The organism is Sulfitobacter sp. G5_S2_6_S6, assembly GCF_054968505.1.
In genome coordinates this window covers 359721-384914 of sequence record NZ_JBQKUI010000001.1, presented here as the reverse complement: position 1 = coordinate 384914, position 25194 = coordinate 359721, and the positions used below count along the sequence as shown (strand labels likewise).

The window sequence follows — 25194 nt, the reverse complement described above, 5'->3', positions numbered from 1 at the left end:
CGGCGAGGATTTAAAGCCATTTGGAAGCTGTGCTGATTATCCCAGCTCGGCCAAACGGTTCAGAGCGGCCTGAAGCTGGTCTGCTTCTTCCTGCCGCGCATCAAGGTTGCTTTGGGCTTCTGCGACGACCTCCGCCGGGGCGGAGGCGGCGAATTTGGGGTTGTTCAGCCGCCCCTTCAGCCCGCCGATTTCTTTACCCAGCTTGTCGAGCGACTTTTGCAGACGGGCTTTTTCCGCATCGATGTCGATCAGCCCCGCAAGCGGGAGGCCAAAGCTCGCGCCCGGTGCGGCGATGGAGACGGTGCCTTTGGGGAAGCTCTCTGTCTTCTCGAGGGTTTCGACCCGCGCCAGACGTTTGATCATCGCCTCGTTGCGGTCCCATGCGGTTTGGCCGGCAGCGTCCATGTCGGTATAAAGCATAGGCACTTTGAGCCCCGCAGGCACATGCATCTGTGCCCGTGCCGAACGGATGGATTCGATCAGGCCGATCACCCAGTTGAGTTCGCGGTCGGCATCGGCATCCAGCATCTCGGCGGTGCTGTAGGTCGGCCAGTCGCCATGCACCAGCATCTTGGAACGGGTCGCCGTGGTCTGCCACAGTTCTTCGGTGATGTAGGGCATGATCGGGTGGAGCAGCACAAGGCATTGATCCAGCACCCAATTCAGCGTCTGGCGAGTCTCGGCGGCCTCTGGCGCGTCGTCTTGCAGCAGGGGTTTGGAGAGTTCAACGTACCAGTCGCAGACCTTGCCCCAGACAAAGGCATAAAGCGCATTGGCCGCGTCGTTAAAACGGTAGTTGTCCAGTGCGGCGTCGACCTCTTCGCGGACGCGGGCGGTTTCGCCAATGATCCATTTGTTCAGCGTGTGATCGACCTGTGTGTGGCTTGTGTAGGTCACTGCCGCGACGCTGTCCTCGAACACGCCGTTCATCTCGGCGAAACGGTGGGCGTTCCACAGTTTGGTGCCGAAGTTGCGGTAGCCTGCGATGCGTGCGGTCGACAGTTTCAGGTCGCGCCCCATGGCGGCCATCGCCGTTAGGGTAAAGCGCACCGCATCCGCGCCGTATTCATCGATCAGGTCCAGCGGGTCCAACACGTTGCCAAGCGATTTGGACATCTTTTTGCCCTTCTCGTCGCGCACCAGCGCGTGGACATAGACTGTATCAAACGGCTTTTGATCGACCACGGCGTATTGCATCATCATCATCCGGGCGACCCAGAAAAAGATGATGTCAAAGCCGGTGATCAGCACTGAAGTGGGGAAGTATTTCGCCAGCTCATCTGTCTGTTCGGGCCAGCCGAGCGTGCCGATGGGCCAGAGGCCCGAGGAGAACCAGGTGTCGAGCACATCAGGGTCGCGGCGAATTTCGACTACCGTCGAATTGGGATCGTAGGGCTCTCTGGCCCCCTCAGGTTCCACGCCAATCTTTACGTGATCGCCGTAGAAACTTTGCGCGATCTTCATAGCCTCAGCTTCTGAGGATGCACAGAACGCTTCACTTTCTCGGTAATCGTAAGAACCGTCTTTCTTCTTTGGCCCATACCATACAGGGATTTGGTGCCCCCACCACAATTGGCGCGAGATGCACCAGGGTTCGATATTTTCCAGCCAGTTGAAATACACCTTGCGGTCCTGTTCGGGCAGGATCTGTACCTCGCCGTTGCGCACGGCGTCGATGGCGGGTTGCACGATCTTCGAGGTCTCGACAAACCATTGATCGGTCAGCATCGGTTCGATCACCACTTTCGACCGGTCGCCGAAAGGCTGCATGATCTTTTTGGGCTCGACCAGTGGGACCAGCGTCTCGTCCCGCTCTTCGCCGCCTTCTTCGGGGGCGAGGGGGGCTTTGACGGGTTTGCCAAGGCGTGGATCGGTCGGCGGCACCATGACCGCGAGGCCTTCGGCGGTGATGTCGGCAATGACCTTGGTGCGCGCCTCGAACCGGTCGAGGCCGCGGTATGCGTCGGGGACGAGGTTGATCTCTGTCGCGTCCGCGGGCGCGTCTTCACGGCCTTCAGCGATGGCGGCCGCGCGTGCGGCGGCGGCGTCATAGGGCAGGCCGTCGGCGCGCATGGCACCGCGGGTGTCCATCAGCGCGTAGAGCGGGATGTTGTTGCGTTTGGCGACGCCGTAGTCGTTGAAGTCATGCGCGCCGGTGATCTTGACCGCGCCCGAGCCGAAATTCTTGTCGGGGTATTCGTCGGTGATGATCGGGATACGGCGGCGCTGCGCCTTGGGGCCGACGGGGATTTCACACAGCTTGCCAACGATCGGCGCATAGCGTTCGTCAGAGGTGTGTACCGCGACCGCGCCATCGCCCAGCATGGTTTCGGGGCGGGTCGTCGCGATAGAGATATAGTCGCGTTCTTCGGAAAGCGTTACGTTACCGTCTTCGTCTTTCTCGACGTACGTATAGGTCGCGCCATCGGCCAGCGGGTATTTGAAGTGCCACATGTGACCGTCGACTTCGGTGGATTCGACTTCGAGGTCGGAAATCGCGGTCTCGAAATGCGGGTCCCAGTTGACCAGACGCTTGCCGCGATAGATCAGGCCCTTGTTATACATATCCACGAAGACCTTGATCACGGCGTCGTGGAAGTTGCCTTCCTCGCCCGCGGGGGCACCGGGGGCACCGGACATGGTAAAGGCGTTGCGTGACCAATCAAGCGAGGTGCCAAGGCGTTTGAGCTGGCCGATGATCGTGCCGCCGGACTTCTGCTTTTGCTCCCAGACTTTGGCGGTGAAATCCTCGCGGGTGAAATCGGTGCGGCGTTTGCCGTCTTTGGCAAGTTCGCGTTCCACCACCATCTGCGTCGCGATACCGGCGTGGTCCTGACCGGGTTGCCATAGCGTGTCAAAGCCGCGCATCCGGTGCCAACGCACCAGAATATCCTGCAATGTATTGTTGAACGCGTGGCCCATGTGCAGCGATCCTGTCACGTTGGGCGGCGGGATCATGACCGAAAAGGTTTCCTTGCGCGAGGCATTGGCACCGGCCTTGAAGGCACCGGACTCTTCCCATGCGGCATAGAGGCGGGCTTCGGCCTGGGCGGCGTCAAAATTCTTGTCGAGGGCCATGATCAGCGTCCTTCTATTCACGTAGCGCTTTGAGCTTTGGGATGATCTAGCCGAGCGGGGCGTAAAGGGGAAGGCTGGGGGGCCGAAAACTTGGCGTAGCAGCCCCAGCTTTCGCCCCGCATCGTATGGACATCGCCGGTTTGGCGCTTAAGGTCGGGCGCAACACCAAGATGATGATCAAAGGATGCCGCCAGATGGAAAAATTCGGGAAAAGCCAACCGGTCAAACGGGTCGAGGATGTGCGGTTTCTGACCGGCGAGGGGCGCTATGTGGATGACATCGCGCCAACCGACGCGCTGCATGCCTATTTCTTTCGCTCGCCCGTCGCACATGGGGTGATCACGACGCTGGATGTCACCGATGCGGCCGAGGCAGAGGGCGTGCATGCGGTGCTCACGATCGAGGATCTGGAAGCGGCGGGGATGGATATCTCTATGGCGGCGACCGTGTTGCAGAACCGCGATGGCACGGAAGGGGCCAAGCCCTTGCGTCCGATGCTCGCCAAGGGGCGCGTGCGCTTCGTGGGGGAGCCCGTCGCGGTGGTGATTGCCGAGACATTGAACCAGGCGCGCGACGCGGCGGAGCTGATCGCATTCGACGTTGACGATCTGCCCACCCATATGACGTTGGAACGGGGCGGAGAGATGCTGCACCCCGAAGCGCCGGATAACATGGCTTTTGACTGGGGCATGGGCGACGAGGCGGCGACGCAAAAGGCTTTTGATGCCGCAGCGAAAACCGTCAGTCTGAACGTGGGCGACAACCGTATCATCGTCAACGCGATGGAGCCGCGCGGCTGCTATGCGGAATGGAACGACGGCAAGGTGCATCTTGCGAACAACGGGCAGGGCGTCTGGGTGCACAAGGGCAACCTCAAGCGCGTTTTCGGGCTGGATGATGACCACGTACAAGTCACAAACCCCGACACAGGCGGCGGTTTCGGCATGAAGGCGGCCGCCTATCCCGAATATTTCTCGGTCGCGCAGGCGGCGCGGGCCTTGGGGCGTCCGGTGCGCTGGATGTCGGACCGGACCGAAGCCATGCTCAGCGACAATGGCGGGCGCGATCTGACGTCGCTTGCGGAATTCGCCTTTGACGAAAACAACAAGATCACGGCCTACCGCGTCCGCACCAAATGCAACCTCGGGGCCTATAACAGCCAGTTCGGCCAGCCCATCCAGGCGTTGCTGTTCAGCAAGGTCTTGATGGGTGTCTATGATGTGCAGACCACGTGGCTGCAGGTCGAAGGCTACTACACCAACACGGTGCAGACCGATGCCTATCGTGGTGCCGGTCGACCCGAGGCGATCTATGTGCTGGAGCGCTTGATGGACCGCGCCGCGCGCGAGTTGGGCGTCGACCCGTGGGATCTGCGCCGGATCAACTTTATCAAGCCCGAGCAGTTTCCCTATACCTCTGCCACGGGCGAGCTTTACGATGTGGGCGAATTCAACCGCTTGCTGACCCGCGTCGCCGTCGAGGCGGATCATGATGGCTTTGCAGCGCGCAAGGCGGCGGATGCGGCCAAGGGGCTGCTGCGCGGGCAGGGGCTTTGCTATTACATCGAAAGCATCCTTGGCGATCCGGCAGAGGGAGCCAAGGTCGCGTTCAACGAAGACGGCACCGTGTTCATCTATGTTGGCACTCAATCGAACGGGCAGGGGCATGAAACCGTCTATGCGCAATTCCTATCGGATCAGACCGGGATCCCGGCTGAATTGATCCACGTCATTCAAGGCGATAGCGATCTGATCAAACAGGGCGGCGGGACCGGCGGCTCGCGCTCTGTCACCACGCAAAGCACGGCAACGCTGGCGACGGTGGCCAAGATGACCGAAGCTTTCACCGCCTTTCTGTCTGACGAAATGGGCGTGCCAGCGGCGCAGATCAGCTTTGACGACGAACGCTTCCGCGCGGACGGGTCGAACATGACCCCCACCATGCTGGAAGTCGCCGAGATGGCCCGCCAGAAAGGCCGCGACGATCTGCTGGTGCACCACGAACGGGCAACCCTACCGGGGCGCAGCTATCCCAACGGGGCGCATGTGTCCGAGGTGGTGATCGACCCCGAAACAGGCGTTGTGACCGTCGACCGCTATACGGTGGTGGATGATTTCGGCAATCTGATCAACCCGATGCTGGCCGAAGGTCAGGTGCATGGCGGGGTGGTGCAAGGCATCGGCCAAGCTATTCAGGAGCATGTGGTCTATGATGAAGACGGCCAACTGCTGACGGCCTCTTTCATGGATTACGCGATCCCGCGCGCGGCGGATGTGCCGTTCGTGTCTTTCAACTCCGAACCCGTGCCATCTACGGCGAACCTGATGGGGATGAAGGGCTGTGGCGAGGCGGGGACCGTGGGCGCATTGGCGGCCGTGTCGAACGCGGTACAGGATGCCCTGTGGGAGCGTGGCGTGCGTCAGGCCGACATGCCGTTCACACCTCATAAAGTCTGGGCCTTGCTGAACGACAGCGCCATCGCGGCAGAGTGAGCTTGGCTTGCCTCGGGGCGCGTCACCCGCCCCGAGACCGCGGTTTAGTCCGCGATCTTCATCACGATGCAGGTGGTTGAGCCGGTGGCATACAGCTTGCCGTCCTCGACCCCGCGAATTTCGCCGTGCGCGACACCAGTAGAACGACCCACGTGATCGGTCGTGCCGATGCAGTCGATCTGCATGCCCAAGGGGATCGAACGCAGGATGTTAATCTTGTATTCTAGGGTCGTATAAACCGACCCGCGCGGGACTTTGGTCATCACGGCGCAGGCCATCGCGGAATCGAGCAAGGTGCCGTACCAGCCCCCATGCACGGTCCCCATCGGGTTGGTCACGTTGAACTCGGGTGTGCCGCGAAATACCGCGCGGCCCTCGGACACGTCATGCAGCGCATAGCCCAAGGTGCCGCCAATGGGCGGGCCGGGGTTGGTGCCGTCCAGGATCTTTTGCATGAATTCCAACCCGCTCAGAGAGAGCGCTTCGGATTGGCTCAGCAAATCTTCGGGTGTTTCGGCGAGGCGTGGCATAAAAAATCTCCGGCAGTTGAATGCCGGAGAAGACTGTTCTGTTCTTGACCCAAGGGCAAGTTGTGCGGTGGTTTTACGCCACGTCGGACAGCGATGTTTGCGCCGTCACCCCAAGGGCACGACAGACAGCGCGGGTCAGCTCGGGCCGGTTGAGCGTGTAGAAGTGCAGGTTCTCGACACCTTCCGACACCAGTTCGCTGCACATTTCGGTGCATAGCGCGGTGGACAGCAGATCGTGACGGTCATCGCGGATCGCGGCGGCATAGGCTTCGTCCAGTGCTGCTGGCACGCTGGCCCCGCAGCGGGTGGCAAAGTTGCGCGCCGATTTCCAGTTTGTCACCGGCATGATGCCCGGGGTGATCGTCTTGGTGATCCCCGCCGCGGCACAGGCGTCACGGAAGCGCAGGAATGTTTCGGTCTCGAAGAAGAACTGGGTGATCGCCTCGTCCGCGCCAGCGTCGAATTTGCGTTTCAGCCATTCGACGTTCTGCGCCTGATCATGGGATTCAGGGTGCGGTTCGGGGTAGGCCCCGACGCGCAGGGTGAACTTGCCGGTCTTTGCCAGCGCCTCGATCAGCTCGACACTGTCGGCAAAGCCGTCCGCGTGGGGCGTGAAGGTCGGTGCACCGTTTTCGGGATCCCCGCGCAGGGCGACAATATCGGTCACCCCGATCTCGGCAAAGCTGTCGGCGACCTCAAGCGTCTCGGCCTTGCTGGCCCCCACGCAAGTCAGATGCGCGGCAACCGGCAGGGCAGAGGTGCGGCGCAGCACATGCGCGGAATCATGGGTCAGGTCGCGGGTAGACCCGCCCGCACCGTAGGTCACGGAAAAGAAACGTGGGGCCAGCGGTGCCAGGGCCTGCGCCGTGTCCCAAAGACGGAACGACGCGTCCACGGATTTGGGCGGGAAGACTTCGAATGAAACGGCGGGACTGGTCATTTTTACGATCCTGTTTTTAGCTTTCATCTCTTGTCGCACAGATGCAGTTGTGAAACAAACTCATAACTTTCATTTTCAACATGAGGAACGCCTCATATGCATATCGAGTTCCGTCACCTGCGCACCATTCAGGCGATTCACGAAGCAGGCGGGCTGGCCCGCGCGGCAGAGACGATGAACATCACCCAATCAGCCCTGTCCCATCAGGTAAAGGGGTTGGAGGATCAGGCCGGCGTGGAACTGTTCGTGCGCCGGTCCAAGCCGCTGAAACTGTCGCCGGCAGGCTTGCGGCTGCTCAAGCTGGCGCAGCAGGTCTTGCCGCAGCTTGAAGCAGCGCAGGCCGAATTCATGGGGCTGCGCGCGGGCAGCACAGGGCGCATGCATATCGCGATCGAATGTCACGCCTGTTTCGAATGGCTGTTCCCCGTGCTCGAACAATTCCGCAAAAGCTGGCCCGATGTGGATGTCGATATCCGCCCCGGTCTCGCGTTCGACGCCTTACCCGCCTTGCTGCGCGAAGAGGTCGATCTGGTGGTGTCTTCCGACCCCGAAGAACTGCCGGGCGTGAAATTCGTCGAGCTGTTTGATTACAAGGCGGTCTTTGTCGCCTCCAGCACACATCCCTTGGCGCAGAAGCCCTTTGTTGAAGCGGCGGATTTCAGGGGCGAGACGCTGATCACCTATCCGGTGGAACGGACCCGTCTGGATGTGTTCAGCCAGCTCTTGATCCCCGCCAAGGTCGAACCGCTGGCGATCCGGCAGGTGGAGCTTACGGCGGTGATCCTGCTGCTGGTCGCGTCGAACAGGGGCGTATCGGTGCTGCCCGATTGGGTCGTGCGCGAGGTGAAATACAGCAATGATTACGTCACCCGTCCGCTGACAGAGAACGGCATCACCCGCAGGCTTTATGCGGCGGTGCGCGAGGATGATCTGGAGAAACCTTTTATGACCAAGCTCTTGGGGTTGGCAGGGGAAGAGGCGCGCAAACTGCAGCGGGCCTGATCGCTGCTGCCCTTAGCGGTGCAGCCGCGGGTCCAGCGCGAAGTCTTCCTGCACCACATCGTCGTAGTGATCGGCTGCCTTTTGGGCGTCAAAGATCAGGTTCCAGCTGTGCCGCGATACCGTTGACGGGATCAGCACAAACAGGTGATCGCGCAGCAGCGCGTCGCCGAATCCCTTTTGCCCCGCACCATGGGCACCGGGCACCAGCCAGTTCGGGTTGGGGACATCCGCGGCTTGCACCATATGCACCGTCGTCGGGTCGATCACACGGCCTGATGTCAGCACGTGATGCGCGGTGTCCAGCGCCTTGAACCCCTTGTGCACCGCAACCTCGAGGATCGCGGTGGCAGGGTCGAGCGCGGTATAGACCGCCCGCACACCGCTGCTGTTCCAGCGTCCACCGACGCGGTAAGCCCCTTCGCCGCTGTGCCATGTGGGCGCATGCTGCCGTTGATCCAGCCGCCAAAACCGCAGCTCGCCCGTCCCAAGCGGCGGGGGCAAAGGGGTCAAGCGTAGACCCCGTACTCCATCCGGGTGAGCGCGTTTTCAACGGCTTCCGCTCCCGCTGCCGACGACAGCAGGTCAATCGGGCGGCGGTTATCAAGGCCGATGGCAGGGGCCAGCATCCATGCCTCTGCGGCGTCCTGATCGCCCAAGACATCCGTCGCCTGTGCCAGCAGCTCGGCAAAGCGCCACGCGCGGCTGCTTTGTTCGGGGGACAGGCGGTCCTTGCCCTTGTCGGCTTTCTTGCGCTGAAGCGTGCGCAGGCTCATCCCGATCGCCTTGTTCAGCGCATCGCCCGAGGACAACACCGACACGGTATCGACCAGATGCAGCAGCGCTTTGGAGGAGATGCCTTTCACGATCACATCATGTGCATCAAGCGAGTTGCGCACCGTCTGGTTGATCACCTTGCGCCCGCCCAGCAGATGGAACGCACGCACAGCGTCATCTGCATCCACGTCGATCAGGGGGATTGCACTGCTGTCGGATTGAAAGGCCGTCGCACCCATGGCTGAACTCCTTTTCGTCATGTGTCGTAAAATATATGACACGTGACGCGGTGTTTTTCAAGGGGGCGGGGGGCTCGCATTCATGCGATGAAGGGCAGGGGCGCGGACGCCCCCGCCGGTAGGGTGTTAGCCAACCTTGACGATGGCCTTGCCTTGGTTGCCACCGGTCAACAGGTCCATGAACGCTTGTGGCGCGTTTTCCAGACCCTCGGTAATGTCCTCTTTCACCGCAATGGTGCCGTCGGCGACCTTGGGGGCGACTTCCTTGAGGAACTTGGGGAAGTTGTTCCAGTGGTTCGAGATGATGAAGCCGTTCACGCTAAGGAAGTTCACAAGGATCGTGCGCCACAATTTCGGCGCGGTCAGCGCCTCTTCGGCGGCACCAGCGCCCAGACCACCGGCGTTATACCAAGCGATCATACCGCAGATCGGGATACGCCCATGCGGGTTCATCATCGGGATAACGGCCTCAAGCACTTTGCCACCGACGTTTTCAAAATAAATGTCGATCCCCTTGGGGCAGGCGTCTTTCAACGCGGCGCGCAGGGATTTCGCGTCGTCATAAGCGCGGTGGTCGATGCATTCGTCAAAGCCAAAGTGTTCCTTGGCCATGGCGCATTTGTCCGCGCCGCCTGCAATGCCCACGACGCGCAGCCCGTGTGACTTGGCGATCTGGCCGACCATCGAGCCGACCGGACCCGTTGCCGCCGCGACGACGAGTGTTTCACCCTCCTTCGGGCGACCATATTCCATCAAACCTTGCCAGCCGGTAAATCCGGGCATGCCCAGAACACCAAGCGACGTGGTGATCGACACCTGATCCGGATCGACCTTGCGCAGTTGGTTCGCTGGCAGCACGCCATGTGTGGCCCAGCCCAACATCCCGAAGGCATGATCGCCGGGTTTGAAGTCGGGGCTGTTGGAGGCGATGACCTCCCCGACCGAACCGCCCTCCATCGTGCCGCCGACAGGCACCGGGGCCGCATAGGATTTCGCGTCGTCCATGCGGCCACGCATATAGGGGTCAAGCGACATGTATTTCACACGGACCAGCACTTCGCCGTCGCCGGGGGTGGGCACGGGCCCTTCTTCAAGGCGGAAGTTATCGGCGGTCGGGGCCCCGTCAGGGCGCGACGCAAGCACAATTCGTTTCATCTGGTCGGACATTTTGCTTTCCTCCTTAGCAATGTTTCTGGCACGTTATATGGAAATCGAAGGCAAGCAAGGCAACCGCGCGCGCCACGTTGCGTCAGATGCCGCTGCCCCCTTGGCAAATGCGGCATGGGGGCTTATACGCACGGCCTGATCCATCAAAGGACACGGAAATATGGTTGGCAGTGCAAATCTAAACATCATGATCAAGGCGGCCCGCCGGGCGGGGCGCGGGTTGGTCAAGGATTTCCGTGAGGTCGAGAACCTTCAGGTGTCCATGAAGGGGGCCGGCGACTTTGTCAGCCGCGCCGATATTCAGGCGGAAAAGACGCTCAAGGCAGAACTAATGGGCGCACGCCCGACCTATGGCTGGCTGGCCGAAGAGGGTGGCGAGGAAGAGGGGCAAGACCCCACACGCCGCTGGATCGTCGATCCGCTGGACGGGACAACAAACTTTTTGCACGGTCTGCCCCACTGGGCGGTCTCCATCGCGCTGGAGCATAAAGGCCAGATCGTTGCGGGCGTCGTCTTTGATCCCGCCAAGGACGAGATGTTCTTTGCCGAAAAAGGCACGGGTGCCTGGATGAACGAAGGCCGTTTGCGCGTCTCGGGCCGTTCGCGGATGATTGAATCGGTTTTTGCCACCGGTCTGCCCTTTGGCGGTCGCGGAGATTTGCCGGACACCCTGCGTGATCTGGGCCGCATCTTGCCGGTTTGCGCCGGTGTGCGTCGCTGGGGCTCTGCCGCGCTGGATCTGGCCTATGTGGCCGCTGGTCGCTATGATGGCTACTGGGAGCGCCGGTTGAACAAATGGGATCTGGCAGCGGGCATGTTGATCGTGCGCGAAGCAGGCGGCATGGTCGAGCCACTGAACCCCGAAGGCAACATCCTGGACGATGGTGAGATCGTCTGCGCCAATGAGGCGTTGTTCAGCGGATTTTCAAAAATCGCACGCGGGTGATCCTGTGGCCGAGGGCGGGATGCCTTCGGCGAGGATTTAAACCATTTGGAAGCGCCCGTCGGCTATTTGTCTGACGGGTGGTTGATACCGTCGGTGTAGGGGATCGGTTCCTGCGTCCAGGGCGCGGCCCCGTCGATACACCCCAGATTGACGCCGCATTGCGCGGGGTCTGAACGACGCTGGTGGTACATGTAGATGCCACAGATCTTGCAGAAATAATGTTTCGCCGTATGGGTGCCCCAGGTGTAGAGCGTCAGATACTCGGCTCCTTTGGTCACCTTGAGCGCGCTGGTGAGCGCCGTCACCGCCGGTGCCGCGCGGCGGCGGCAAAAGGAACAGGTGCAGCGTGTGGCCGAGGAGAGCCCCTCCGGCAGGGTGGCGGTCAGGGTGACGCTGCCGCAGTGACAGGTCGCGCTATGGGTGCTGGCGGTCATTTTCGTTTCACTTTCGGGATACGGCTGGCGGAGGTGGGGTAGGTCGCTTGCGGGTGCGGCGGGTGGCCGTCCGTGGCCGACCAGAAGCGCGGCCCGCCCAAGCGCAACCACAGTGGAATGGTCAGCACCATCCCCACGATAAACCCGCCCGCGTGCGCCCAATAGGCGACACCGCCCACGGTCGGGTCCGCCCCGACGCCACCGATAAACTGCATCCCCAGCCACAAGCCCAGCATGATCCATGCGGGGATCGGGAAGATGCGGAAGAACACGATAAAGATGATCAGGATGTCGACCTTGGCTTTGGGGTAAAGCAACAGATAGCCGCCCATCACCCCCGCAATCGCGCCCGATGCCCCGACTGTCGGGACCGGCGAATAGGGGGCAGAGATCACATGGGCGAGCGCCGAGAGCAGCCCGCAGGCGAGATAGAACAGCAGATAGCAGCCGTGGCCCATCTCGTCCTCTATATTGTCGCCAAAGATGTAGAGAAACAGCATGTTACCCGCGAGATGCATCCAGCCGCCATGCAGGAACATCGAGGTGAGGATGCCGGTATAGCCATCCCCCGTGGTAACGCGGCCGGGGATGAGAGCCCAGTCGAAGAAGAAGATATTGAGCGCGCGGTCGTCGCTGAAAAGCCCGACATAGCTGAGGAAAACGCCGATATTCACCGCCATCAGCAGATAGGTGACATAGGGCGTGCGGCCGGACGGGTTGTGATCGCGAATGGGGAACATGGGCTGACCCTTAGCCATTGCGCGGGTGTGGTCAAGGGCGGGCGTCGGAACGCCCGCCCATGTGGCAGATCAGCCGGCAGCCCCCAGCAGCTGCGCGTTCCCGCCAGAGGCGGTGGTGTCGACGCAGACATGGCGTTCGGCGCGGACGCGGGCGGTATCTGGAAGCCCGCGCAGCAGCGGGATGATCGGCCCTTCGCGTTCAGACAGGGCTTGTTCCAGTTTGCGCGCGGTCGCCTCGTCACCCCACCAGAGCACACCACCATAGGCTGGCCCATCGGTCAGCGCGGTCGCGTCGATGCTGCCTGACAGCTCCACCGCATTCCCGCCAAGGGCCGTGACCGCGCGGGCTTGCTCGGCTGCGGTGTCCTTGCCCGGCCCCATGCACAAGAGCGCCGGACGCGGCAGGGTGCTGAGCCGGTTGGATTCGCCCGTAGGCCCCGGCAGCGTGATGGTTTCGAGGAAGGCCCCACTGTGGCCGGGCAGCTTGGGCAGGTCTTTCTGCGTGCTGTCCCATGTGTCCTCCACCACCTTGAGGTCAGGCGCGCTGAAACGGGGGAGGTAGTTCGGACCGCCCGCTTTCGGACCTGTACCCGACAGGCCTTCGCCGCCGAAGGGCTGGCTGCCGACGATCGCGCCGATCTGGTTGCGGTTGACGTATATATTGCCCGCCTCGATCCGTTCCGAGACATGCTGCACCCGGTCATCGATGCGGGTGTGCAGCCCGAAGGTCAGCCCGTAGCCGGTGGCATTGATCGCGTCGATGACCTTGTCGAGCTCGGTCGCCTTGAACGTGGCGATGTGCAGGACGGGGCCGAAAATCTCGCGCTCCAGATCAGCGATCCCGTTCACGCGGATCATGGTCGGCGCGATGAAAGTGCCGACGGTTGGGGCGGTCAGCTCGGCGATGATCCGGCCCTCGGCGCGGGCGGTCTCGATATGCTCGGCGATGCCTTTTTGCGCGGTCTCGTCGATCACAGGGCCCACGTCGGTCGAGATGTCCCAAGGGTTGCCCATGACCAGAGCGTCCATCGCGCCTTCCAGCATCTCGATCACATCTTCGGCGATGTCTTCCTGGATATAGAGGCAGCGCAGGGCAGAGCAGCGTTGCCCGGCAGATTGGAACGCGCTTTCGACAACCGATTGCACGGCCTGTTCGGGCAGGGCGGTGCTGTCGACGATCATGGCGTTCAGCCCCCCCGTTTCCGCGATCAGAATTGCACCGGGGTCACAATGTTCAGCCATCGCGGACCGGATGCGCAGCGCTGTGGCGGTAGATCCGGTGAAGGCCACGCCGTTGATCCGTTTGTCCGAGGTCAGCGCCGCGCCGACCTCGCCACCGCCGGGCAGCAGTTGCAAGGCGTGACGGGGCACCCCCGCATCATGCAGCAAGGTCACGGCAAGGAAGGCGATCAGCGGGGTCTGTTCCGCCGGCTTGGCCAGCACCGCATTGCCCGCAGCCAGTGCCGCGCTGACCTGCCCGCAGAAAATCGCCAGCGGGAAGTTCCACGGCGAGATGCAGGTGAAAATGCCGGCGGGGGGTGTGTTGGTCGCCTGCTGTGCGTAGTAGCGCAGGAAATCCACCGCCTCGCGCAGCTCTGCCACGCAGTCGGGCAGGCCTTTGCCGGCCTCGCGCGACAGCAGGGCGAAAATCTCGCCGTAGTGCGATTCCAGCATATCGGCTGCGCGCAACAGGACCTCGCGGCGTTTCTCTAGCGGGGCGTCCCAGACGGCGGCATTGTCCAACGCTTTGGCGACATCAGCCTCGGACGCGTTGCGTACGGTGCCGGGGCTGCGGCCAGAGGCAGCAGGGTTCATCAGGCGTGCCGATTTCTTGGGCTTTGCCTCGCCGTTCAACAGCGGCACGGCGGCCCAACGGTGGGCTTTCCACGGCGCGCGGGCGGATTCGATCACATCCAGCGTCGGCGTATGCATCAGATCGAACCCCATCGAGTTCACGCGCGCAGGGGCATAAAGCTCGGGCCCGGTGGGGATGTGCAAACCGCTTTCCGCGAGGCTGTCGAAGGGGTCGGCAGCGACGACCTCGGGGGCGACGTCTTCGTCGACGATCTGGTTCACAAAGCTTGAGTTCGCACCGTTTTCCAACAGGCGTCGCACAAGATAGGCCAGCAGATCGGCATGTGCGCCCACGGGGGCGTAGACGCGACAATGTGTGCCGTGCTTGTCCATCACGATGTTATGAAGGGTTTCGCCCATGCCGTGCAGACGTTGGAATTCGAACTTCTCTTTATCCTCGGCCATATGCAGTACGGCGGCGACCGTATGCGCGTTATGGGTGGCGAACTGCGGATAGATCCGGTCGGTCATGTTCAGCAGTTTGCGCGCGTTGGCGATATAGGACACATCGGTCGCGGCTTTTTGGGTGAAGACGGGGAAGCCCTCGACACCTTTGACCTGTGCGCGTTTGATCTCGGTGTCCCAGTAGGCACCTTTCACCAAGCGGACCATCAGTTTGCGGTCGTGGCGGATCGCCATGTCATACAGCGCATCGATCACCACACCAGCGCGGGGGCCATAGGCCTGCACCACGATGCCGAAACCGTCCCAACCGGACAGCGCAGGTTCGGAGAGCACTTTTTCGATCACATCCAACGACAGGCCCAGACGGTCGGCTTCCTCGGCGTCGACGTTCAGCCCCATGCCGGCGGATTTCGCCAGCAAGGCAAGCGCCCGCAGACGCGGCACCAGATCACGCATGACGGATGCTTCTTGCGCGACCTCATAGCGCGGATGCAGGGCCGACAGCTTGACCGAAATGCCGGGGTTCTTGCGGCTGTCCTTGTGCACGCAGGCCGTCGCGATGGCAGAGATCGCGCGGCTGTAGCTTAGGTGATAGCGTTTGGCGTCGCTTTCGGTGCGCGCGGCTTCGCCCAGCATGTCATAGCTATAGGTATAGCCCTTCTTCTCCATGCCCTTGGCGCGTTCCATCGCGGCGTTGATGTTCTCGCCCAGAACAAACTGGCGGCCCATTTCCTTCATCGCACGGCTGACGGCGGTGCGGATCACCGGTTCGCCCAGACGTTTGATGGCTGCGCGCAGGTGGCGCACGGGGCCGGGTTGGTCATCGTCCAGCACGCGACCGGTCAGCATCAGGGCCCATGTGGACGCGTTCACCAGCGGCGAGGTGGAGTGCCCCATATGGCGGCCCCAGTCAGAGGGCGCGATCTTGTCCTCGATCAAGGCGTCGATGGTCTCGGCGTCAGGCACACGCAGCAGCGCTTCGGCAAGGCACATCAGCGCGACGCCTTCGTCGGTGGACAGACCGTATTCGGCCAGAAACACTTCCATGATACCGGGGGAGGTATGGCCGCGGATATCGCGCACGATCTGCGCCGCGTCTTGCGTGATCTTGACCCGTTCCTCTGGCGACAGATGCGCATTGCGCACCAGTTCACGCAAGACGTTGTCTTGGTCGGTGTAGGTGCCTGCGTCAATCTGGTGGCGCAAAATAGGGGAAGAATCGCGTGCCATGAGGTACTCCAACTGATAATTGCGCTAGAATAGCTCGGGAATAGTAGTATTAGTTCCTGATTCCGGCCAGTTTGGTGGGTAAACCGCTTTATTATTGGGCCTCTTGCGTGACAAACGACGACTTTAAAATGGACCGCTTCGATGCGGCGATTCTGACGGTACTGGCCGAAGACGGGCGCATCAGCATCACTGACCTCGCCAAACGGATCGGGCTGTCCAAATCCCCCACCCAAGCGCGGCTAAGACGGCTTGAGGATAGCGGCGTCATTCTGGGCTATCGCGCCCTGCTGGACCCGATCCGTCTGGGGCTGGATCACGTGGCTTTCGTAGAGGTCCGTTTGGAAGACACCCGCGAGGTCGCCCTGCGCGCCTTTAACGAGGCCGTGTCCCGTGTGCCTGAAATTGAACAGGCCCATATGATCGCAGGGAACTTTGATTACCTGCTTAAGGTGCGCACCCGTGACATGGCTGCCTACCGTCGTTTTCTGGGCGAAACGGTGACCACGCTGCCCTATGTCGCCAACACCTCTACCTATGTGGCGATGGAAGCGGTCAAGGAAATCATGCTCGCGGACATGGCGTAAGCCGCGAAGGCGCGCGGGGCCATTCGTGATTTTGATGCCGGCTGCCCTGCATCTGACCATTTACACCGCCCGCAACCTAGCTATTGTGCGCGGCACTGCGGGCGTGATGGAATGGTAGACATACCAGACTTAAAATCTGTTGGGCCTTGTGCCCGTGTGGGTTCGAGTCCCACCGCCCGCACCACTCATCCCTCCACTTAAATCCAGTCTCCGAAAAGCGTGACAGGCCGGTTATCATGGCATTGTCGTTGCTCGTGGCTGTGCATATGGTAGCGGATGCGAAACAAATGGGGGATATCGGGTGGACGACAAAACGAACATGCGCGCGATCATTCAGGATCATGAGGCCTATCTTGCCGGTGCGCATGATTTCCAGTCAGATATCGAAATGCTCGCGGCAAGCGAAACTGTGGGGACGTTGCTGGAAACGGTAATGCTGGCGACAGATATGCGCTTTGCTGCTGTGGCGCGGGTGACGACCGATCGCTGGGTCGCCTGTCGCACGGTGGACGAGGTGAACTTTGGCTTGTCCGAAGGTGACGAGATCGGGATCGACCAGACCTTCTGCCAATCGGTGCGCGAGACCTCTGAAAAAGTGATGTTCAACGATGTCGCCACGGATGATGTCTATCGTAACCATCCGATTGCCGCGCAATTCGGCATCGTCAGCTATGCCTCCATCCCGATCTTCCGCAGCAACGGGTCGTTCTTTGGCACCCTCTGCGCCATCGATACCGAACCGCGCGACGTCAAACATCCCCGCGTTGTTGCCATGCTCGAGATGTTTGCCGATATCATCGGGCGCAGTCTGGAAACCGAAGAGCGGCTTGAGGCGCAGGAGCGACTGGTAGAGCACGAACGCCAGATGGCCGCGGTGCAAGAGGAGTTCGTCGCCGTCTTGGGCCACGACCTGCGCAATTCGGTCGCCGCGCTGAACGCAGGTGTGCGCCAGCTCGACAAGGAGCCGCTGTCAGATAAGGCGCGGAAAATTCTGCCGCTGATGGGGAGCTCTATCCACCGGATGAGCGAGCTTATCGACAATATCATGCTGCACGCAAAATCGCGGTTGGGCGGCGGTATCCGCATCTCGGCCACGCCGGACGCGGGGTTGGAAGACGCGTTGAACCACGTGGTCGAAGAGGTGCGCGCCGCAGCACCCGATCACAAGATCACCGTCGATCTGGACTTTGACCGCCCCGTGAGCTGCGATGCCGCGCGCGTGGCGCAGGCGGTGTCGAATCTGTTATCGAACGCCGTGCGCTATGCCGATGACGGCAGCGAGGTCACGGTGCGCGGGCGCGTCAGCGGGGCGGAGGCCGTGATTTCCGTTGCCAACCGCGGCGCGCCGATCCCCGAAAGCCTGAAGCAAAAGCTGTTCCAACCCTACCAACGTGGCGACCAGACCAAGGGCGAGGGGCTAGGGCTTGGCCTGCATATCGCATCCTCGATCGCGGTGGCGCATGGCGGTCAGATCGACGTGACCTGCGATGACGGTCTTACCACATTTGCGTTCCGTTTGCCGTTGCTGGCGGCCTGAACGCCGTTCAGGGTTCTCTGGTGGGACTAAATCAAAGGCCAGCGCGGTGCGCTGGCCTTTGATCGTTTTCGGTGTGGTCAGACGGCGAAGCTTTTGCAGATCAGCTGCGCACGCCTGCGAATTTCTCGGCCCATTCGTCGCGCTGGTCGTCGGTGATTTTCGCGAACAGCACTTCTGGCACCTCGAAGGCATGACCGGGGGCCAGTTGGGCCAAGGCGGCTGGCACATCATCCGGCCATGCGGCGTTTTCAACCTTCATACTGTCAAGCATGCTGGCGGCGGCCGTCGGGATGAATGGCGCAGACAGGACCGCGTAAAGCGGGATCAGGTTCAGCGCCAAACGCACCTGCGCCGCGGCTTTGTCGGGGTCTGTCTTGAAGGTGGTCCAAGGGGCCTGTGCTTGCAGGTATTCGTTACCCGCAGCCCAGATCGCCCGCAGCTCGGCGGCGGATTTGCGGACTTCCATCGCCTCCATCGCGGTTTGATAGCGGGCTACCCGCTCGGTCAGATCCGCGATCAGCGCGTGTTCTTCAGGCCCGTATTCGCCCGCCGCTGGCACGTCTTCGCTGAATTTCGAGCGGCAGAATTTGGTGATGCGGCTGATAAAGTTGCCCAAGACATCCGCCAGATCCTTGTTCACGGACGACTGGAAATTCTCCCACGTGAACTCCGCATCCGAGGTTTCGGGCGCATGGGACAGCAGCCACCAGCGCCAGTAGTCCGCCGGCAGGATTTCCAGCGCCTGATCCATGAACACCCCGCGCCCGCGCGAGGTCGAGAACTGGCCGCCGTCATAGTTGAGGTAGTTGAACGATTTGATGTAATCGACCAGCTTCCACGGCTCTTGCGAACCCATGATCGTTGCAGGGAAGCTGAGCGTGTGGAAGGGGACGTTGTCCTTGCCCATGAACTGGGTATAGCGCACGTCGTCGGCACCTTTGTCGGTGCGCCACCAGCTTTCCCAGTCCGATCCCTTGCCCGCATCGACCCATTCCTGCGCGCAGGCGATATATTCGATGGGGGCATCGAACCAGACATAAAAGACCTTGCCCTCCATCCCCGGCCAATCGGCGTCGCCGCGTTTGACAGGCACACCCCAGTCCAGATCGCGCGTGATACCACGGTCCTGCAGACCGTCACCGTCATGCAGCCATTTCTTTGCAATAGAGGTGGTCAGCACTGGCCAATCGGCCTTGCTGTTGATCCATTCGTCCAGCTTGTCCTTCATCTGCGATTGACGCAGGAACAGATGCTTGGTCGCGCGCATCTCGAGGTCGGTAGCACCGGAAACGGTTGATCGCGGGTTGATCAGGTCTTCGGGGTCTAGCTGTTTGGTGCAGTTGTCACATTGGTCGCCGCGGGCATCCTCGAACCCGCAGTTAGGGCAGGTGCCTTCGACATAGCGGTCGGGCAGGAACCGCCCGTCAGTCTCGGAGTAGATCTGGCGCTGTTCCACTTCCTCGATCAGGCCCTGCTCATAAAGCGCTGCGGCAAAATGTTGGGTCAGCGCCTTGTTCTGCGCACTGGAGGATCGGCCAAAGTGATCGAAGGACAGGCCAAACCCTTCCGCGATGCGGGCCTGAACCTCGTGCATCTCGGCGCAGTATTCCGCCACCGGTTTACCTGCTTTGGCAGCAGCCAGTTCAGCGGGCGTACCATGTTCATCCGTCGCGCAGAGAAACAATACCTCCTGGCCGCGCCCGCGCTGATAGCGGGCGTATAGATCGGCGGGCAGCTGGCTGCCCACAAGGTTGCCCAGATGTTTGATCCCGTTGATGTACGGAATGGCGGAGGTGATAAGGTGGCGCGTCATGACTTGGACCCCGAAACTGCTTTTGCACGTCTCTAGCGCAGCGGCGGGGCAAGGGCTAGGGGGCGTCGCGTTCGCGGCTGCGGCGCATCAGTCGGCCAATGGTAAAGGATGTGCGCGGCGCATAGACATAGGGGGTGCGTTTTGTCGCCGTAGGACGGGCGCGCATCCGCGTCAGCCCAAAAAGCACCAGCACCCCGTGCCCGACCGAGATCATGGTAAACAGCGCCGCGGGGCCAAAGCCTTCGATCAGCACCGAGGCGATGTAGGGTGCAAAGATCGCCCCGACCGCGAACCAGAACATCAGCGCCGCCGAAAGCTCTACCCGTTCCGAGCTGCTGGCAAAGTCATGGGCGTGGGACGCCGCCACGGAATAGATCGGAAAGGTCGTGAGGCCAAAGAAGGTCGCGGCGAGGAAGATCGCCTGCGTGCCCATGCCCGCCGACATCACGGTGACCGCACAGCTAAGCATTGATGCAGCCGACAGCCAGATCAGCACCCAGCGGCGGTCGAATTTATCGGCCAGCCAGCCCACGGGGAACTGCGCCAGCGCGCCCCCCAGCACGAAAGCCGACAGGAACCACGCGATCTGACCGGCGGTCAGCCCGACCTCTTGCCCATAGATCGGCCCGACCATCCGGAAGGACGCGCTGGACAGGGCCGCGACAACCACGGCGGCGACGGCCAGCGGGGATCGATCAATCGCGAGCTTGGGGCGCAGCCGCCCTTTTTCGGGGGTTTCGGGTTGGGGCAGGCGGGTCAGCACCAGCGGGATCAGCGCGGCACAGCACAGGATCGCCAACAGGTTGTAGGACACGTAGGACGCAGGCGCGAGCACGCCGATGATCATCTGCGCTGCCAATGACCCGCTGGTATCAACCACACGGTAGGCCCCCATGGTGCGGCCCCGCGTCTCGTTCGTGACCTTGGCCTGCAACCATGCTTCGACCACCGTATAGCATCCGGCGACGCAGAACCCGGACGCGACCCGCATGAGAGCCCAGGCATAGGGATCCAGCACCATCATATGCGACAGCAGCCCAATCGCGCCCGCAGCGGTAAAGGCGGCGAAGGCGCGGCTGTGCCCGACAGTGCCCAAAAGGCGCGGCGCGCCCCAGCAGCCCAGAAAAAAGCCGACGAAATGCGCCGAGCCCAAAAGACCGATCTGCTGGTTGGTGAACCCCAGTTGCGTGCCCGACAACACGTCCAACGGCCCCACACCGCCTGACGACAGTTGCAGCAGAATGACGGAAAGAAACAGGGCGGCGAAGGAAATGAGAAGGCGCATATCGTGGTACTCTGTGCCCATTTTCGGGCAAGACCAATGGCCAAAGCGACAGTCACGCGAAAATTTTTACCCTTCGGCTTTTGCACGGCACGGCTGCCCGGAAAATGCGCTTGCGGTGACGTGGCGGAACAGAAAGGGTAGGCGCAAATCTAAACGAGGAATTCCAATGCAAAAGAACACGCTGGGTCACACAGGTATCGAAGTGACTGATTTCTGTCTGGGCTCAATGACTTGGGGCACGCAAAACACCCCAGAGGAAGGCCATGCGCAGATTGAACGCGCCCTTGATGCGGGGATCAACTTTATCGACACCGCCGAGATGTATCCGGTTAACCCGATCAAGGCGGAAACCATTGGCCGCACTGAAGAGATCATCGGTCAGTGGATCGCCAAGACCGGACGGCGCGACGACTTTGTGTTGGCGACGAAGCACTCAGGCGCGGGGGCTCCGGTGCGTGACGGCGCGGGGATTTCGCCCGATACGATCCGCAGCACGCTTGAAGGATCGCTGAAGCGGCTCAACACCGATTATGTGGACCTCTACCAGTTCCACTGGCCCAATCGCGGCAGCTACATGTTCCGCAAGAACTGGGAATATGACCCCTCGTCGCAGAACCGTGCCGAGACGATGGCGCATATGGAAGACTGCCTTGGCGCGCTGGAAGACGAGGTGACCCGCGGCACCATCCGTGCCTTCGGGTTGAGCAACGAAAGCGCTTGGGGGCTGACCCAATGGGTGAATGCCGCCGAACGCACGGGCGGCCCACGTGCCGTTTCTGTCCAGAACGAATATTCGCTGCTGGCACGCATCGCTGATACCGACGTGGCCGAAACATGCCACAACGAAGATATCGGGATGCTGTCGTATTCTCCGCTGGCGGCGGGGCTGCTGACCGGCAAATACCAGAACGGCGCGCTGCCCGAAGGATCTCGCATGGCGATCAACGGGGATCTGGGCGGGCGCAAGACGGACCGCGCGTTCGATGCGGTGGACGCCTATCTGCAGATCGCGCAGAAACACGGGCTGGATCCGGTGCAGATGTCCTTGGCCTTCACGCGCCAACGGCCCTTCATGACCTCGGTGATCTTTGGCGCGACCTCGCTTGACCAGCTCGAGGTGATCCTCGGCGGGATCGACCTGCATCTGGATGACGAGGTGATGGCCGATCTGGATGCCGCGCATAAAGCACATCCGATGCCGTTCTGACCCTTCAAACGCCACGCCGGCCCTGAACCCAAGGAGATTCTGATGCCTCTCACCATGAACAAGGACGTATTCATCACCTGTGCGGTCACGGGGTCGGGGGGCAGTCAGGACCGCAGCCCCCATGTGCCACGGTCGCCCGCACAGATCGCCGACAGCGCGATTGCGGCGGCCAAGGCGGGGGCTGCGGTGGTCCATTGCCACGTACGCGACCCCGAAACAGGCGCGCCGAGCCGTCGGCTTGATCTGTACCGCGAGGTGACGCAGCGCATCCGCGAGGCAGAGGTCGACGTGATCCTGAACCTCACAGCGGGGATGGGGGGCGACATCGTCTTTGGCTCGACCGAGCAGCCGCTGCCCCCTGTGGCCGGGACCGATATGATCGGCGCGGCGGAACGGGTGCAGCATATCAAGGAATGCCTGCCCGAGATTTGCACCCTTGATTGCGGCACGATGAATTTTGCCGAAGCCGATTACGTGATGACCAACACGCCTGGTATGCTGACCGCCATGGGCCGGATGATGACCGAGCTTGGCGTGAAGCCCGAGATCGAGGCCTTTGATACGGGCCATCTGTGGTACGCCAAACAGCTGGTCAAGGACGGTGTGCTGGATAGCCCTGCGTTGGTGCAGCTATGCATGGGCGTGCCCTGGGGCGCCCCCGATGATCTGAACACCTTTATGGCGATGGTGAACAACGTGCCGGACGATTGGACCTTCAGCGCCTTCGGGCTGGGGCGTCACCAGATGGCCTATGTCGCCGCCAGCGTTTTGGCGGGGGGCAATGTGCGCGTGGGGCTCGAGGATAACCTCTGGCTCGACAAAGGCGTTCTGGCGGAAAACTGGCAGCTGGTCGAACGCGCCGGAACGATCATCGAGAATATGGGCGCACGGGTCATCGGCCCGGCGCAGGTGCGCGAACAGCTTGGGCTGACCAAACGGGCCGCCACATGAAGCGCGCTCTGCTGGCTCTGGCGCTGGCGCTTCTGGCCGGATGCGGGGCTCGGGTCCCCGACACCGCGCACGGCCTGCGGGATAGCAAAGCGCTGATTGGCGCGACCAGCCGCTATGACGCGGAGCGCTTCAAAGGGCCGTGGCTGGTCCGCGACAGCTTTGGCGACGGCGTGGCGCAGGTGGCCTTGGTCGAGACGACGCAGGGCCCCGCGTTCCAGCTGTGCTCACAGATCGGCTGTGGCGACGGGGGGACGCTGTGGCTGGCGCAGCAGCAGGGGCAGGGGCGGTATGCGCTGTCGCGCCCCGATGGCAGCACGCGCACGCTTTGGGTGCTTTGGGTCGACGAAGGGTTCCGCACCGCGGTGGTCGGCAATCCCGCTGGCGACTTTGGCTGGATCCTTGACCGCAGCGCCAGCGGCGGCGCGGACCGGATCGCCGCCGCGCGCGAGATATTGGACTTTAACGGCTATGACACGGACCAGCTGAGGATACGACAATGACCAAAATCGCAGCAATCATCGGCGGTGGTGTAATCGGCGGCGGATGGGCCGCGCGTTTTGCACTAAATGGCTGGCAGGTACAGGTGTTCGACCCCGACCCGCAGGCCGAAGGCAAGATCGCCGAAGTTCTGGCAAACGCCCGCCGCTCCATGCCCGGTCTGACCGATGTCGCCCTGCCCGCCGAAGGGGGGCTCCGTTTCTGCACCAGCATCGCCGAGGCGGTGGAGGGGGCCGTGTGGATACAGGAAAGCGTGCCCGAGCGGCTTGAGGTCAAACACAGCACGCTCGCCGAAATTCAGGCCGCCTGTGATGCACAGGCGGTGATCGGATCGTCGACATCGGGGTTCAAACCGTCAGAACTGCGCGCGGGCAGCACGCGCCCCGATCAGATCATGGTCGCCCATCCGTTCAATCCCGTCTACCTTTTGCCGCTGGTCGAGCTGGTCCCGGCCGAGGGGCAGGACGGCGCGCTGGTAGACCGCGCCAAGGAACTGCTGACGGGGCTTGGGATGTACCCGCTGCATCTGCGTAAAGAGATCGACGCCCATGTGGCAGACCGTCTGCTCGAAGCCGTCTGGCGCGAGTCGCTCTGGCTGGTCAAGGACGGCATCGCCACCACGGAAGAGATCGACGACGCCATCCGCTATGGCTTTGGCATTCGGTGGGCGCAGATGGGCCTGTTCGAGACGTATCGCGTTGCCGGTGGCGAAGCGGGGATGAAGCATTTCATGTCGCAGTTCGGTCCGGCATTGAAATGGCCCTGGACCAAGCTGATGGATGTGCCGGAATTTGACGAGACCCTTGTTGATCTGATCGCGGGGCAATCGGACGCGCAGTCGGGGGCCTATGGCATCCGCGACCTTGAACGCATCCGCGACAATAATCTGGTCGCGATGATGCGGGCGCTGAAGCAGCAGGATTGGGGCGCAGGACGGTTGATGAAACAGCACGAGGCGGCCTTGCGCGCGGGCACCGTGCTTGAGGCGCGAGCGGCGGATATCGACGATCCGTCCCAGCCGGTGCTCACCGTCCATCGTGCCGTGCCGCTGGACTGGACCGATTACAACGGCCACATGACCGAGGCGAAATACCTTCAGGCCTTTGCCGACGCGACCGACCGATTCATGGAGCTGATCGGCTGCGACGCGGCGTATATTGCCTCGGGCGGGAGCTTTTTCACTGCTGAAACCCATATCCGCCACGTGGACGAAGTGCATGCAGGCGCGGTGATCGACATTCGCACCCGCGTGCTGCTGGGGGCGGGCAAGAAAATGCATTTGTGGCACGAGATGTACGAAGGCGACCGGCTGCTTGCCACGGGGGAACACTTCTTGCTGCATGTCAGCCTTGAAACCCGCAAACCCTCTGATCCGTCTCCGAAGATCGCGGCGGCGTTGACGCGCTTTGCCCAAGCCCATGCGGCCTTGCCGATGCCCGAGGGCGTGGGCCGCTTTGTGGGCGCGCCACGGTGATCGGGGTCCGCGCC

Annotated in this window: 20 protein-coding genes and 1 tRNA gene; 10 read left to right on the top strand and 11 right to left on the bottom strand. The window is 61.9% G+C overall.

The window, feature by feature from the left end; genetic code table 11:
• Positions 1-36: 36 nt before the first annotated feature.
• Positions 37-3078, bottom strand: coding sequence for a valine--tRNA ligase (locus ACTRWK_RS01755; protein WP_064217064.1), 3042 nt, complete (start codon positions 3076-3078; stop codon positions 37-39).
• Positions 3079-3272: 194 nt separating this feature from the next.
• On the opposite strand from ACTRWK_RS01755, the gene ACTRWK_RS01750 reads away from it, so the two are divergent.
• Positions 3273-5570 (top strand): xanthine dehydrogenase family protein molybdopterin-binding subunit, encoded by a 2298-nt coding sequence (locus tag ACTRWK_RS01750; protein ID WP_462843767.1) that lies wholly within the window; start codon positions 3273-3275, stop codon positions 5568-5570.
• Positions 5571-5614: 44 nt separating this feature from the next.
• On the opposite strand, the gene ACTRWK_RS01745 is transcribed toward ACTRWK_RS01750, so the two are convergent.
• Positions 5615-6100: a PaaI family thioesterase gene (locus ACTRWK_RS01745; RefSeq protein WP_462843766.1), complete on the bottom strand. Its 486-nt coding sequence runs from the start codon at positions 6098-6100 to the stop codon at positions 5615-5617.
• Positions 6101-6173: 73 nt separating this feature from the next.
• Positions 6174-7040: a methylenetetrahydrofolate reductase [NAD(P)H] gene (metF, locus tag ACTRWK_RS01740; RefSeq protein WP_462843765.1), complete on the bottom strand. Its 867-nt coding sequence runs from the start codon at positions 7038-7040 to the stop codon at positions 6174-6176.
• A gap of 96 nt (positions 7041-7136) precedes the next feature.
• Here metF and ACTRWK_RS01735 point away from each other — a divergent pair, with 96 nt between their 5' ends.
• Positions 7137-8042 (top strand): LysR family transcriptional regulator, encoded by a 906-nt coding sequence (locus tag ACTRWK_RS01735; protein ID WP_037963802.1) that lies wholly within the window; start codon positions 7137-7139, stop codon positions 8040-8042.
• A gap of 12 nt (positions 8043-8054) precedes the next feature.
• On the opposite strand, the gene ACTRWK_RS01730 is transcribed toward ACTRWK_RS01735, so the two are convergent.
• The 3 genes from ACTRWK_RS01730 to ACTRWK_RS01720 all read right to left on the bottom strand — a co-directional run bounded on the left by ACTRWK_RS01730 (position 8055) and on the right by ACTRWK_RS01720 (position 10222).
• Entirely contained in the window at positions 8055-8552 is a 498-nt protein-coding gene (locus tag ACTRWK_RS01730) for an RES family NAD+ phosphorylase (RefSeq protein ID WP_005849296.1), read from the bottom strand.
• Positions 8549-9055 carry a type II RES/Xre toxin-antitoxin system antitoxin gene (gene parS / locus ACTRWK_RS01725; protein ID WP_005849294.1) on the bottom strand — a complete coding sequence of 169 codons (507 nt, stop codon included), beginning with the start codon at positions 9053-9055 and terminating at the stop codon, positions 8549-8551. The genes ACTRWK_RS01730 and parS overlap by 4 nt, the downstream gene beginning before the upstream one ends.
• A 126-nt stretch (positions 9056-9181) precedes the next feature.
• Entirely contained in the window at positions 9182-10222 is a 1041-nt protein-coding gene (locus ACTRWK_RS01720; protein WP_005849292.1) for an NADP-dependent oxidoreductase, read from the bottom strand.
• A 160-nt stretch (positions 10223-10382) separates the two neighbouring features.
• On the opposite strand from ACTRWK_RS01720, the gene ACTRWK_RS01715 reads away from it, so the two are divergent.
• The gene (locus ACTRWK_RS01715; RefSeq protein WP_005849287.1) at positions 10383-11168 is read left to right on the top strand and encodes an inositol monophosphatase family protein; all 786 of its coding nucleotides are present in this window, start codon (positions 10383-10385) and stop codon (positions 11166-11168) included.
• 62 nt (positions 11169-11230) lie between these two features.
• Here ACTRWK_RS01715 and ACTRWK_RS01710 read toward each other — a convergent pair whose 3' ends face one another.
• The 3 genes from ACTRWK_RS01710 to putA form a co-directional block, all read right to left on the bottom strand.
• Positions 11231-11602: a GFA family protein gene (locus tag ACTRWK_RS01710; protein ID WP_260003392.1), complete on the bottom strand. Its 372-nt coding sequence runs from the start codon at positions 11600-11602 to the stop codon at positions 11231-11233.
• On the bottom strand, positions 11599-12342 hold the full coding sequence (locus ACTRWK_RS01705) for a rhomboid family intramembrane serine protease (RefSeq protein ID WP_289081221.1): 744 nt from the start codon (positions 12340-12342) through the stop codon (positions 11599-11601). The genes ACTRWK_RS01710 and ACTRWK_RS01705 overlap by 4 nt, the downstream gene beginning before the upstream one ends.
• A 69-nt stretch (positions 12343-12411) precedes the next feature.
• Positions 12412-15831 (bottom strand): bifunctional proline dehydrogenase/L-glutamate gamma-semialdehyde dehydrogenase PutA, encoded by a 3420-nt coding sequence (gene putA, locus ACTRWK_RS01700; RefSeq protein WP_289081222.1) that lies wholly within the window; start codon positions 15829-15831, stop codon positions 12412-12414.
• A 128-nt stretch (positions 15832-15959) separates the two neighbouring features.
• Here putA and ACTRWK_RS01695 point away from each other — a divergent pair, with 128 nt between their 5' ends.
• The 3 genes from ACTRWK_RS01695 (at position 15960) to ACTRWK_RS01685 (ending at position 17952) form a co-directional block, all read left to right on the top strand.
• Complete coding sequence (locus ACTRWK_RS01695; protein ID WP_005849280.1) at positions 15960-16415, top strand: Lrp/AsnC family transcriptional regulator; 456 nt, start codon at positions 15960-15962, stop codon at positions 16413-16415.
• A gap of 97 nt (positions 16416-16512) precedes the next feature.
• Positions 16513-16599, top strand: a tRNA-Leu gene (locus ACTRWK_RS01690).
• 117 nt (positions 16600-16716) lie between these two features.
• Complete coding sequence (locus ACTRWK_RS01685) at positions 16717-17952, top strand: GAF domain-containing sensor histidine kinase (protein ID WP_289081223.1); 1236 nt, start codon at positions 16717-16719, stop codon at positions 17950-17952.
• A gap of 100 nt (positions 17953-18052) precedes the next feature.
• Here ACTRWK_RS01685 and metG read toward each other — a convergent pair whose 3' ends face one another.
• Positions 18053-19765 carry a methionine--tRNA ligase gene (gene metG / locus ACTRWK_RS01680; protein WP_289081224.1) on the bottom strand — a complete coding sequence of 571 codons (1713 nt, stop codon included), beginning with the start codon at positions 19763-19765 and terminating at the stop codon, positions 18053-18055.
• A gap of 55 nt (positions 19766-19820) precedes the next feature.
• Positions 19821-21050 (bottom strand): MFS transporter, encoded by a 1230-nt coding sequence (locus tag ACTRWK_RS01675; protein ID WP_005849273.1) that lies wholly within the window; start codon positions 21048-21050, stop codon positions 19821-19823.
• Between the two features lie 166 nt (positions 21051-21216).
• Here ACTRWK_RS01675 and ACTRWK_RS01670 point away from each other — a divergent pair, with 166 nt between their 5' ends.
• From ACTRWK_RS01670 to ACTRWK_RS01655, 4 genes are read left to right on the top strand one after another with little or no spacing between them, the layout of a single operon-like run.
• The gene (locus tag ACTRWK_RS01670; RefSeq protein WP_132997401.1) at positions 21217-22257 is read left to right on the top strand and encodes an aldo/keto reductase; all 1041 of its coding nucleotides are present in this window, start codon (positions 21217-21219) and stop codon (positions 22255-22257) included.
• Positions 22258-22299: 42 nt separating this feature from the next.
• Entirely contained in the window at positions 22300-23208 is a 909-nt protein-coding gene (gene bcoG / locus ACTRWK_RS01665) for a 3-dehydrocarnitine:acetyl-CoA trimethylamine transferase BcoG (RefSeq protein ID WP_243250498.1), read from the top strand.
• Positions 23205-23708, top strand: a complete 504-nt coding sequence (locus ACTRWK_RS01660) for a lipocalin family protein (protein WP_289081225.1) — start codon at positions 23205-23207, stop codon at positions 23706-23708. Before bcoG ends, ACTRWK_RS01660 begins: the two co-directional genes overlap by 4 nt.
• The gene (locus ACTRWK_RS01655) at positions 23705-25180 is read left to right on the top strand and encodes a carnitine 3-dehydrogenase (RefSeq protein WP_289081226.1); all 1476 of its coding nucleotides are present in this window, start codon (positions 23705-23707) and stop codon (positions 25178-25180) included. The genes ACTRWK_RS01660 and ACTRWK_RS01655 overlap by 4 nt, the downstream gene beginning before the upstream one ends.
• The last annotated feature ends 14 nt before the right edge of the window (positions 25181-25194 follow it).

Excerpts from the sequence above, each read along its gene's own strand:
- ACTRWK_RS01755 (WP_064217064.1), bottom strand. The coding sequence starts at position 3,078 with ATGGCCCTCGACAAGAATTTTGACGCCGCCCAGGCCGAAGCCCGCCTC.
- ACTRWK_RS01750 (WP_462843767.1), top strand. The coding sequence starts at position 3,273 with ATGGAAAAATTCGGGAAAAGCCAACCGGTCAAACGGGTCGAGGATGTG.
- ACTRWK_RS01745 (WP_462843766.1), bottom strand. The coding sequence starts at position 6,100 with ATGCCACGCCTCGCCGAAACACCCGAAGATTTGCTGAGCCAATCCGAA.
- metF (WP_462843765.1), bottom strand. The coding sequence starts at position 7,040 with ATGACCAGTCCCGCCGTTTCATTCGAAGTCTTCCCGCCCAAATCCGTG.
- ACTRWK_RS01735 (WP_037963802.1), top strand. The coding sequence starts at position 7,137 with ATGCATATCGAGTTCCGTCACCTGCGCACCATTCAGGCGATTCACGAA.
- parS (WP_005849294.1), bottom strand. The coding sequence starts at position 9,055 with ATGGGTGCGACGGCCTTTCAATCCGACAGCAGTGCAATCCCCCTGATC.
- ACTRWK_RS01720 (WP_005849292.1), bottom strand. The coding sequence starts at position 10,222 with ATGTCCGACCAGATGAAACGAATTGTGCTTGCGTCGCGCCCTGACGGG.
- ACTRWK_RS01715 (WP_005849287.1), top strand. The coding sequence starts at position 10,383 with ATGGTTGGCAGTGCAAATCTAAACATCATGATCAAGGCGGCCCGCCGG.
- ACTRWK_RS01710 (WP_260003392.1), bottom strand. The coding sequence starts at position 11,602 with ATGACCGCCAGCACCCATAGCGCGACCTGTCACTGCGGCAGCGTCACC.
- ACTRWK_RS01705 (WP_289081221.1), bottom strand. The coding sequence starts at position 12,342 with ATGTTCCCCATTCGCGATCACAACCCGTCCGGCCGCACGCCCTATGTC.
- putA (WP_289081222.1), bottom strand. The coding sequence starts at position 15,831 with ATGGCACGCGATTCTTCCCCTATTTTGCGCCACCAGATTGACGCAGGC.
- ACTRWK_RS01695 (WP_005849280.1), top strand. The coding sequence starts at position 15,960 with ATGGACCGCTTCGATGCGGCGATTCTGACGGTACTGGCCGAAGACGGG.
- metG (WP_289081224.1), bottom strand. The coding sequence starts at position 19,765 with ATGACGCGCCACCTTATCACCTCCGCCATTCCGTACATCAACGGGATC.
- ACTRWK_RS01675 (WP_005849273.1), bottom strand. The coding sequence starts at position 21,050 with ATGCGCCTTCTCATTTCCTTCGCCGCCCTGTTTCTTTCCGTCATTCTG.
- ACTRWK_RS01670 (WP_132997401.1), top strand. The coding sequence starts at position 21,217 with ATGCAAAAGAACACGCTGGGTCACACAGGTATCGAAGTGACTGATTTC.
- bcoG (WP_243250498.1), top strand. The coding sequence starts at position 22,300 with ATGCCTCTCACCATGAACAAGGACGTATTCATCACCTGTGCGGTCACG.
- ACTRWK_RS01660 (WP_289081225.1), top strand. The coding sequence starts at position 23,205 with ATGAAGCGCGCTCTGCTGGCTCTGGCGCTGGCGCTTCTGGCCGGATGC.
- ACTRWK_RS01655 (WP_289081226.1), top strand. The coding sequence starts at position 23,705 with ATGACCAAAATCGCAGCAATCATCGGCGGTGGTGTAATCGGCGGCGGA.